Here is a 9,492-nt window from a genome sequence, read left to right as displayed (position 1 = left end):
CAGTCTGTCGTAGATAAACTCAATCTAAGACCACGAAAGTGTTTAGGCCGGAAAACACCTTATGAGGTTTACTTTAAGAAATTGTTGCACTTGGTTTGACAATTCAAGACTAAAAAGCCGGCAAACACACAAGAAAGTACCATGAGTGGTTCCGGCGGCAGATCAAACAGCGCATAACCTAAGCCCAATAATAGTAACATAATGATTATTGGCGATAATGCTTGTGCTAAAGTCGGTATTTTTATTTGTGTGTTATTGTGCTGCATAGCAATATCCCTCTTTTTTAATAAAAGAAAAGTCTGCTTCATTCTGTTTAAACAACTAATCAAACAGGAGCGTGGTACTGCAATATTCATACGAAAGAACCCATTACCATCTGCCCCGAAGTCACTTCCCCAAGACATTTCAACGCGGGCTAAATGCAATAGCCAATGTTTCAATCGTTGTTCGTCTATGCTTAAGCGGGAATAATTAACCCACACCAGATAAGTACCGGTTGTATCAGCGACGTCCAGTTCAGGAATATGCGCGGTAAAGAAACGTTTAACCAACTGCTTATTCTCAAGGATGTATCGTTGTAATTCTCTCAGCCAGACATCACCATTCCGGTAAGCTGCTTTTATGGCGGGAATGGAGAAGTAATTAGGATTATGGATGCCTAATTGTTGCAGTAATCGATTAAATTTATTTCGTATGACGTGATTATGAATAATCAGATTTGAAATTTCTAAACCGGCTAAATTAAAGGTTTTTGACGGTGAAGTGCAAATGATGGAATGTTCTTTTACATAATGATTAATCGAGGAAATAATATGATGTTGCTCGCCTGAAAAATCAAAATCTGCATGAATATCATCCGAAATAATAAAGACATGATACTTTTCCGCCAGTAACGCAATTTGAGCGAGATCCTGAATGCTAAACACCAAGCCGGTGGGATTATGCGGAGAAATCAGAATAAATACATCGGAATGGCTAAAACATATTTCCAGTTTTTAAAATCAATATGATATTTTTGATTGTAGTAGACTAAAGGACATTGCGACAGCTTTCGATTATTCAGTAATATGGCATTAAGCATAGGCGAATAAGAAGGCGTAAATAAGCAAATAGTATCGTTTTCGGTTGTAAATTCTCTGATATAAATTGATACCGCTTGAATTATTCGCGGGCAAAAGACGATATCTTCAGGGCTTGCAGAGTAAGCATAATGTCTTTTGAGATAATCGGTTATGAGCGGATAATAATCATCCGATATTATTGTATATCCGTATATGCCCAACCGATTACGTTCATTTAATAGTTCAATAATTTCCTGCGGCGCAGGAAGATCCATATCTGCTACCGACAGCGGAATAATATCGGAACCATATTTTGAATAAGGAACATCCCATTTGGCACTATCCGTCCCGATTCGATTAACCCATTGATCAAATTTGATTTCTATTACTTTTCCTTAATGAAATAACATTATTATCGGCACGTGTGGCAGATTAAAAACACATGAAAAACCGACCGCACTTTTGCCAAGATCATTACATTTTTTTCTTACTCATCGTATCCATCCATACGGCGAGTAATAAAATGGTACCTTTCACAATGTATTGCCAGAAAGTCGGTACGTCTAACATACTCATGCCGTTGTCCAATAGGGCGATAATCAATGCACCGATAACTACGCCGTAAACGCTGCCGACACCGCCGGCGAGACTTGCACCGCCGATAACACAGGCGGCGATGGCGTCCAGTTCGGCATTTTGACCGGCGGACGGTGCGCCGGCGCCAAAACGCGCACTGAGAATTAACCCGGCGATAGCGACCATTAAGCCGTTAATGGAGAAAATCATGAGTTTGATTTTTTCAACATTGATCCCCGATAATCTGGCAGCCTCAATATTGCCGCCAATAGCATAAATATGGCGTCCGAATGCGGTTTTTCGTGCAATGAACATACCGATAACCGCTAAAATCGCCAAAAGCAACACCGGGAACGGAATGCCCCGATAATCATTTAAGAGATAGATCGCACCCAGTACACAAATGGCGAATAAACCGTATTTCATGGTTTCTTTACCTGCGCTTGAAACGCTCAAATTGAGGTTTTGACGGGTTTTACGTTGATAAGAACCCCATAGGAAGAAACAAATAACGGCAACACAACCTAAAATAATGCCGGTGGTATCGGGAAGGTAGCCTTGACCGATGATTGTCATGTCTTTGCTAATCGGTGAAACCGTGGTTCCGTTAGTTGCGCCGACCAACATCCCGCGAAAAATCAGCATTCCCGCCAATGTAACGATAAAGGAAGGTACTTTTCGATAGGCAACCCACCAACCGGTGCACGCACCGAGCACAATGCCGATCAGCAACGTTGTTATAATGGTTAACGGTAACGGCCAGCCCCACCACACATCGGCAATAGCGGCAAAACCGCCGAGCAGTCCCATTAATGAACCCACGGATAAGTCAATTTCGGCAGAGATAATCTCGAAAATCATGCCGATTGCTAAAATGCCCGTAATGGAGGTTTGGCGTAATAAGTTGGAAATATTACGCGCGCTCAGGTAAGCGCCGTCGGTAGCAACGAAGAAGAATGCCATGATCACCACAATGGCAATGAGCATAATATAAACCTGTAAATTTATTGATTTCAATTTAGACATAGATTACTCCTTAAGCGCCGCTTCCATGACTTGTTCCTGTGTCAGATGATTATTGATTAAATCCGCTTTAATCTGACCTTGGTGCATCACTAAAACCCGATCGCTAATGCCAAGCACTTCCGGCAATTCGGAGGAAATGACGATGATCGCCATACCTTCTTGTGCCAGTTGGTTGATAAGTTTATAAATTTCATATTTGGCGCCCACATCGATCCCGCGTGTCGGCTCATCCAAAATCAGAATTTGAGGTTTAAGTAATAAGGATTTGGCAAGAATCGCTTTTTGCTGATTGCCGCCGCTTAAACGCCCGATAGCTAAGTGCGGTGAAGAAGTTTTGACTTTTAACTGGGCGATAGCTTGGTTAATGACCGTTTCTTCCAGGGCTTCATTGATGACCCGTTTACCGAAACAATAATTGCGTAATGAAGGCAGAGTGATATTTTTCCCCACGCCCATAATGGCAACGATACCGTGTTTTTTGCGATCTTCCGGTACCATCACGATATTGTGTTTAATGGCTTCGCTACAATTACGGATTTTTACTTTGTGATTATTAATAAAAATGTCACCTTCATGTTTGCCTTGATAAGAGCCGAAAATACATTGCGCCATCTCCGTTCTTCCGGAACCGACTAAACCCGCAACCCCTAAAATTTCGCCTTTATGGAGCGTAAAAGACGCGTCACTTACCCGTTTAATATGCGTATTAATCGGGTGCCAAGCAGTGATATGTTCCACCCGTAGGATTTCCTCACCGATTTCATGTGCTTCATGAGGATATAAAGAGGTGATTTCACGACCCACCATCATGGTGATGATGTCATCTTCCGTCATGGTTTTCGCATCACGGGTACCGATATGCTCACCGTCACGAATCACACAAATTTTGTCGGAGATTTCTTTGACTTCATTGAGTTTGTGGGAAATATAAATGCAGGCGATATTATGGGCGCGTAAATCTTTTACCAGATTTAATAAAATCGCCGTTTCTTTTTCGGTTAATGATGCCGTCGGTTCATCCAAAATCAGCAAACGTACCTGCTTATTTAAGGCTTTAGCAATTTCAACAAGCTGTTGCTGACCTAATCCTAATTCACCGACTTTGGTGTGCGGGTCAATATCCAGCTGGACTTGTTCCAGTAGTTTTTTACAGCGTAAATACATTTCGTTGTCGTCGGTAATGCCGCCTTTGGTAATTTCATTGCCCAAAAACATATTTTCCAAAATGGACATGTTTTTTTACCAAGGTTAATTCCTGGTGAATAATGGAAATGCCCTTTTCTTCCGTATCTTTAATATTTTTTGCAACGATTTTTTCATCACTGAAATAAATATCGCCTTTATAATCGCCGAAAGGATAAATGCCGCACAACACTTTCATTAAGGTGGATTTACCGGAGCCGTTTTCACCGCATAAAGACAGAATCTCCGCTTTTTCCAAAGAAATGGAGATGTTGTTTAATGCCACAACATCACCGAATTTCTTGGTGATATGTTTCATTTCTAATAGAGCCATAATGGAAACCTTTTGTGATTTGCTATTAGAATTCGGGAGGCATAAGCCTCCCTGTTGCGTTATTTATAAATGCTATCTTTAGAATGGAAACCATCCTTAATAATCGTCGCTTCAATGTTGTTTTTATCTACAGCGATAGGCTCAAGTAAATAAGACGGGACGTTTTTTAAGCCGTTATTTAATTCCGCATTGGATTGCGGTTTTTCATCTTTAGCCAAGGCAACGGAAATTTCGGCCGCTTTATCCGCCAATAAGGCTATAGGTTTATACACGGTCATGGTTTGCGTGCCTTCTACAATGCGTTTAATTGCCGCTAAGTCGGCATCCTGACCGGAAATCGCTACTTTACCGGATAAGCCTTGCGCGGAAAGCGCCTGAATTGCCCCGCCGGCGGTGGCATCGTTCGAAGCAACAACGGCATCAATATTATTTTTATTGGCGGTTAGCGCATTTTCCATAATTTGTAAGGCTTTTTCCGGTAACCAAGAATCCACCCATTGGTCACCCACCACTTTAATTTTTCCGCTATCAATTAACGGTTGTAATACTTTCATTTGACCTTTGCGGAAAAGTTTCGCATTGTTATCTACCGGCGAACCGCCCATTAAGAAATAGTTACCTTCCGGTTTTTTCTCTATAACACTTTGCGCTTGTAATTCACCGACTTTTTCATTATCAAAGGAAACGTAAAAGTCCAGATCCGCGTTGTTAATTAAACGGTCATACGCCAAGACTTTGATACCTTCTTTTTTCGCTTCGGCAATAACATTGCTTAAGACTTCACCGTTATGCGGAATAATCACCAGCACATCAATATTTTTATTAATCATGTTCTCAATTTGTGAAATTTGTGCCGAATCATCGCCGTTGGCGGACTGTACATAAACTTTGGCGCCTAACGCTTCCGCTTTTTTAACAAAAATGCTGCTGTCTTTTTGCCATCTTTCTAAACGTAAGTCGTCGATTGACATACCGATTTTTAAGTCTTTGGCGAAGCCGGCGGTGCTGCATAAGGTGAGTGCGGCAGCAAGCGATAATAAAGCAAATTTGATTTTCATAATGACACCTCAAATAGTGGTAGTGAATGAATTGAAAGGGTGTTAGAGAAGCGACTTATATTACTCTGAACGTAGTTTTATCATTCCGTTTCAAATGAATGCAATTATCAGATCTTCCGAACCTATTACGTTTTTTCTCTTTTGTGACCCAGTCCACAATAAACAATAATCTTAAATCTAATGCGAAATAACGTAATTGATCGTCAAAGCGCTTTTATCAAGAATAGTGTCAAATTAACCCTGTCCCGGAGGATACAATGACAAACTACTTCAACAAAATCGACAACGTCCGCTACGAAGGTGCCGACTCAACCAATCCCTTCGCATATAAATATTACGACGCCAGTCAGGTTATCCTTGGTAAAACCATGGCAGAGCATTTGCGTTTGGCGGTGTGTTATTGGCATACGTTTTGCTGGAATGGTACCGATATGTTCGGCTTGGGTTCGCTGGATCGCAGCTGGCAGAAAAATGCCGGTACGTTAGAGGCGGCAAAGCAGAAGGCGGATATTGCCTTTGAGTTTTTCACCAAATTAGGCGTGCCTTATTATTGTTTCCATGATGTGGATGTGGCGCCGGAAGGCAATTCCATTAAAGATTACATTCATAATTTCAACACGATTACGGACATTCTTGAGCGTAAACAGGCGGAAACCGGCGTGAAGTTGCTGTGGGGCACGGCAAACTGTTTCAGCAATCCGCGTTATATGTCCAGCGCCTCCACCAACCCGAATCCGGAAGTGTTTGCCTGGGCGGCAACGCAGGTATATCACGCCATGAACACCACCAAACGTCTTGGCGGTGAAAACTATGTGCTCTGGGGTGGTCGCGAAGGTTACGAAACCCTGCTCAATACAGATTTAAAACGTGAACGCGAACAAATCGGGCGCTTCATGCAAATGGTGGTGGAACATAAACATAACATCGGCTTTAACGGCACGCTGCTCATTGAACCGAAACCGCAGGAACCGACCAAACACCAATACGATTACGACGTGGCGACGGTTTACGGCTTCTTAAAACAATTCGGTTTGGAAAATGAAATTAAGGTCAACATTGAAGCCAACCACGCCACCTTGGCGGGACACACCTTCCAGCATGAAGTGGCGACGGCGTTCGCGCTGGATATTTTCGGTTCCATCGACGCCAACCGCGGCGACCCGCAATTAGGTTGGGACACCGACCAATTCCCGAACAGCGTGGAAGAAAACACATTGGTGATGTATGAAATCCTGAAAAACGGCGGCTTTACCACCGGCGGTTTCAACTTTGATGCGAAAATCCGCCGTCAAAGTACCGATCCTTATGATTTGTTCTATGCCCACATCGGCGCCATCGACGTGTTGGCGTTATCCCTCAAACGGGCGGCGCAAATGTTGGAAGAACAGCGCCTGCAACAGCTTGTGGACGAACGTTATGTCGGTTGGCGGCAATCCCTCGGTCAGCAAATTTTGCAGGGTAATGCTTCTTTGGAACAGCTCGCGCAGGCGGTTGAGCAACAAGGCTTGGATCCGCAACCGGTTTCCGGTAAACAGGAATATCTGGAAAACGTGGTGAACGGTTACATTTACCGTTAATCGGTAAAAGTGCGGTGGTTTTTTTCGGTATTTTTTACGGAGGTGTTTTATGTATCTTGGCGTCGATTGCGGCACGCAAGGCACGAAAGTGATTGTTGTAGATAGTCAACAGCATAAGGTGTTGGGCAGTGGCTATGCCGCCCATCAACTCATTGAAAACTCCGACGGACGGCGCGAGCAAGCGCCGGATTGGTGGATTACGGCGTTTAAAAATGCCTTTGCCGATGCCATAAAACAAGCCGAAATTCAACCGCACTTAATTCGTGGTATCGGCATTTCCGGGCAGCAACACGGCTTGGTGGTGTTGGATAAAAACGATCAGCCGTTATACCACGCCAAACTTTGGTGCGACACGGAAACGTCCGCGGAAAATGCGGAGATTTTAGCGCTGCTCGGAGGCGAACAAGCCTGTTTTGAACGCCTGGGCATTGTTTGCCAAACCGGTTATACGGCATCTAAAATCCGTTGGTTGCGCAAATATCAACCGGATGTTTACCAACAAATCGACAAAATCATGTTGCCACATGATTATTTGAACTATTGGCTCACGGGCAAATTCTGCACCGAATACGGCGATGCCTCCGGCACCGGTTATTTTGATGTGGTGCGACGTTGTTGGGATGAGACGACGCTGAAGCTTATCGCGCCGGAAAAACGCCTGGAAAACTTACCGCACTTAATCGACGCCGACCAAATTCTCGGCACGGTGAAAACGGATGTGGCGCGTCAATTAGGACTGGCGGATGACGTCATCGTTTCCGCCGGCGGCGGTGATAACATGATGGGCGCCATCGGCACCGGTAATATTCGGCAAGGCATCGTGACCATGAGCTTAGGCACGTCGGGCACGCTCTATGCTTATAGCGATGAACCGTTATCCGATTTGCCGCCGATGATTGCCGATTTTTGCTCCTCTTCCGGCGGTTGGTTGCCGTTGGTTTGCACCATGAATGTGACGTCCGCCAACAAAAATCTCATGCAGTTGTTGGACATCAATGTGGGCGAATTCAATGAATTGGTACAGCAAGCCAATATCGGCGCTGACGGCGTGACCATTCTGCCCTTCTTTAACGGCGAACGGGTGCCGGCATTGCCGAACAGCAAAGCGGTAATTCTCGGCTTGGATGCGGGTAATTTCACCCGCGCTAATTTATCCCGCGCCATGATGGAAAGCGCCAGTTTTACCTTGCGCTACGGCTTGGATTTATTTGAACGGGCGGGGTTAGCCGCCACCGAAATTCGCCTGATCGGCGGCGGCGCAAAAAGTGCTGTATGGCGCCAAATGATTGCCGACATCATGAACGTCAACGTGGTATGTCTGATGGAGGAAGAAGCCGCCGCGCTGGGCGCCGCCATTCAAGCCATGTGGGCGAATAAACAGGGATCGCTGGCGGAATTATGCCGAGCTTTCGTACAGTTAAATGAAGCGACGCGCACAGCGCCGATAGCAGAAAATGCGGAGCAATATCAATCCGTTTATCAACGCTACCGCCAACATTTAAACGCCCAATATTCCGTATAAAATTAATGGATTATTTTGCCGCCTTACTTGAATCGCACGGGCTTTTGCGCTAAAGTTCGCCTCAATTTCCAAGAGGAAGATCGTCGTTTCCGGTGAGGCGGCAGGACTTCAAATCCTGTTGAGGCTGCCAGCAGTCTCGGGTAGGTTCAACTCCTACGATCTTCCGCCAGTAATTTTAATTCTCAAAAAAACACTTCATAAAATGACCGCACTTTTAACCGAAATTGATTCCCTAAAACAAAAATTATCCGTCTTACGACCGCTAAGCTAAGATGAGTTAAGCCGGCTACGTAATGAATTTATTGTTGAATCGTCCTATAACTCGAATGCGATTGAGGGCAATACGCTGACGCTACGGGAAACTGCGTTGATTTTAAATGATGGCGTAACCATTGCCGAGAAGCCGATTAGGGAGCATTTGGATATTATCGGTTATAAAGATGCGTTTAATTTTCTGTTTATGTTGGTCGCAGAAAATGAGCCTTTGAGTGAACAGGTGATTAAGGATATTCATGCCCCTTGTATTGATGAGTAATGCCGAACATAAAGGGCAATATCGAAAAATTCCCGTACGGATTCTAGGGGCTGAAAATACGCCGACAGAACCACACTTCATTGCGGAAGAAATGGCGAAATTGATTGCCGATTATCAGCTTCGGTTGTAGCGTTGCCACCCGATTGAAGCCATCGCATGGTTACATTTGGCATTTGAATCCATTCATCCATTTGTTGACGGCAACGGGCGTACAGGTAGGCTGTTGCTAAACTTTGAATTAATGAAAAACGGTTATTTGCCGGTGGATATTAAATTCAGCGATCGGGCAAAATATTATGCGTGCTTTGATAAATATCATAGGTCCGGCGGTAATCCAAGGGATTTAGCCGAATTAATTGCTGTTTATGAAAAAGAAGAGTTAATGCGTTATATTGATATTATGGATTTATAATTTATTAAAAAAGTGCGGTCCGAAAAACACTTAAATTTCTGACCGCACTTTGATCTGCCTCCCCCCTAAACCTGGGCATCTAATTTGAGGTGCAGATTATGTCCTACTCTTATCAATTTCGTTTAAAAGTTAGGCATAGTAGACAAAATAGTTGGTAAAAAGTGGGTTAAGACCTTATAGTACGAGGCTTTAACCCACTTTTTTGAATT

8 protein-coding genes, 1 tRNA gene and 3 pseudogenes are annotated in these 9,492 nt (G+C 43.9%); 6 read left to right on the top strand and 6 right to left on the bottom strand.

All coding sequences use genetic code 11. The features are described 5' to 3' along the window. Positions 1-107: 107 nt before the first annotated feature. The 6 genes and pseudogenes from DK423_RS11450 to xylF all read right to left on the bottom strand — a co-directional run. A pseudogene (locus tag DK423_RS11450) lies at positions 108-266 on the bottom strand (Na+/H+ antiporter NhaC); the annotation flags it as partial. 138 nt (positions 267-404) lie between these two features. After that, positions 405-926, bottom strand: a pseudogene (locus DK423_RS11680) (aminotransferase class I/II-fold pyridoxal phosphate-dependent enzyme); the annotation flags it as partial. Positions 927-952: 26 nt separating this feature from the next. Further along, on the bottom strand, positions 953-1,336 hold the full coding sequence (locus DK423_RS11675; protein WP_262361226.1) for an aminotransferase class I/II-fold pyridoxal phosphate-dependent enzyme: 384 nt from the start codon (positions 1,334-1,336) through the stop codon (positions 953-955). 199 nt (positions 1,337-1,535) lie between these two features. After that, positions 1,536-2,663, bottom strand: coding sequence for a sugar ABC transporter permease (locus DK423_RS10710; RefSeq protein WP_109043980.1), 1,128 nt, complete (start codon positions 2,661-2,663; stop codon positions 1,536-1,538). A 3-nt stretch (positions 2,664-2,666) separates the two neighbouring features. Further along, positions 2,667-4,182: pseudogene (gene xylG / locus DK423_RS10705) on the bottom strand (D-xylose ABC transporter ATP-binding protein). A gap of 56 nt (positions 4,183-4,238) precedes the next feature. Continuing rightward, positions 4,239-5,237, bottom strand: coding sequence for a D-xylose ABC transporter substrate-binding protein (gene xylF, locus DK423_RS10700; RefSeq protein WP_005559316.1), 999 nt, complete (start codon positions 5,235-5,237; stop codon positions 4,239-4,241). Between the two features lie 257 nt (positions 5,238-5,494). Here xylF and xylA point away from each other — a divergent pair, with 257 nt between their 5' ends. The 6 genes from xylA to DK423_RS11435 all read left to right on the top strand — a co-directional run bounded on the left by xylA (position 5,495) and on the right by DK423_RS11435 (position 9,283). Then, positions 5,495-6,814, top strand: coding sequence for a xylose isomerase (gene xylA / locus DK423_RS10695; RefSeq protein ID WP_005559313.1), 1,320 nt, complete (start codon positions 5,495-5,497; stop codon positions 6,812-6,814). A gap of 49 nt (positions 6,815-6,863) precedes the next feature. After that, positions 6,864-8,336: a xylulokinase gene (xylB, locus tag DK423_RS10690; RefSeq protein ID WP_005559312.1), complete on the top strand. Its 1,473-nt coding sequence runs from the start codon at positions 6,864-6,866 to the stop codon at positions 8,334-8,336. Between the two features lie 74 nt (positions 8,337-8,410). Further along, positions 8,411-8,505: transfer RNA gene (locus DK423_RS11060), tRNA-Sec, on the top strand. 198 nt (positions 8,506-8,703) lie between these two features. Further along, on the top strand, positions 8,704-8,871 hold the full coding sequence (locus tag DK423_RS11445) for a hypothetical protein (RefSeq protein WP_231093213.1): 168 nt from the start codon (positions 8,704-8,706) through the stop codon (positions 8,869-8,871). Further along, entirely contained in the window at positions 8,849-9,001 is a 153-nt protein-coding gene (locus DK423_RS11440) for a hypothetical protein (protein WP_005559308.1), read from the top strand. Before DK423_RS11445 ends, DK423_RS11440 begins: the two co-directional genes overlap by 23 nt. A 36-nt stretch (positions 9,002-9,037) precedes the next feature. Beyond that, complete coding sequence (locus DK423_RS11435) at positions 9,038-9,283, top strand: Fic family protein (protein ID WP_231102146.1); 246 nt, start codon at positions 9,038-9,040, stop codon at positions 9,281-9,283. Positions 9,284-9,492: the final 209 nt, after the last annotated feature.

The sequence above is a fragment of the Aggregatibacter actinomycetemcomitans genome, assembly GCF_003130205.1.
GTDB classification, from domain to species: Bacteria; Pseudomonadota; Gammaproteobacteria; order Enterobacterales; family Pasteurellaceae; genus Aggregatibacter; species Aggregatibacter actinomycetemcomitans_A.
Note: the sequence above shows the minus strand (reverse complement) of the source record. Positions and strands in the feature narration are given on the sequence as shown.

Bases quoted from the DNA above. Each gene is read 5' to 3' on its own strand.
- xylF (WP_005559316.1), bottom strand. From the start codon at position 5,237: ATGAAAATCAAATTTGCTTTATTATCGCTTGCTGCCGCACTCACCTTA.
- DK423_RS11440 (WP_005559308.1), top strand. From the start codon at position 8,849: ATGCCCCTTGTATTGATGAGTAATGCCGAACATAAAGGGCAATATCGA.
- DK423_RS11675 (WP_262361226.1), bottom strand. From the start codon at position 1,336: ATGGATCTTCCTGCGCCGCAGGAAATTATTGAACTATTAAATGAACGT.
- DK423_RS10710 (WP_109043980.1), bottom strand. From the start codon at position 2,663: ATGTCTAAATTGAAATCAATAAATTTACAGGTTTATATTATGCTCATT.
- xylB (WP_005559312.1), top strand. From the start codon at position 6,864: ATGTATCTTGGCGTCGATTGCGGCACGCAAGGCACGAAAGTGATTGTT.
- xylA (WP_005559313.1), top strand. From the start codon at position 5,495: ATGACAAACTACTTCAACAAAATCGACAACGTCCGCTACGAAGGTGCC.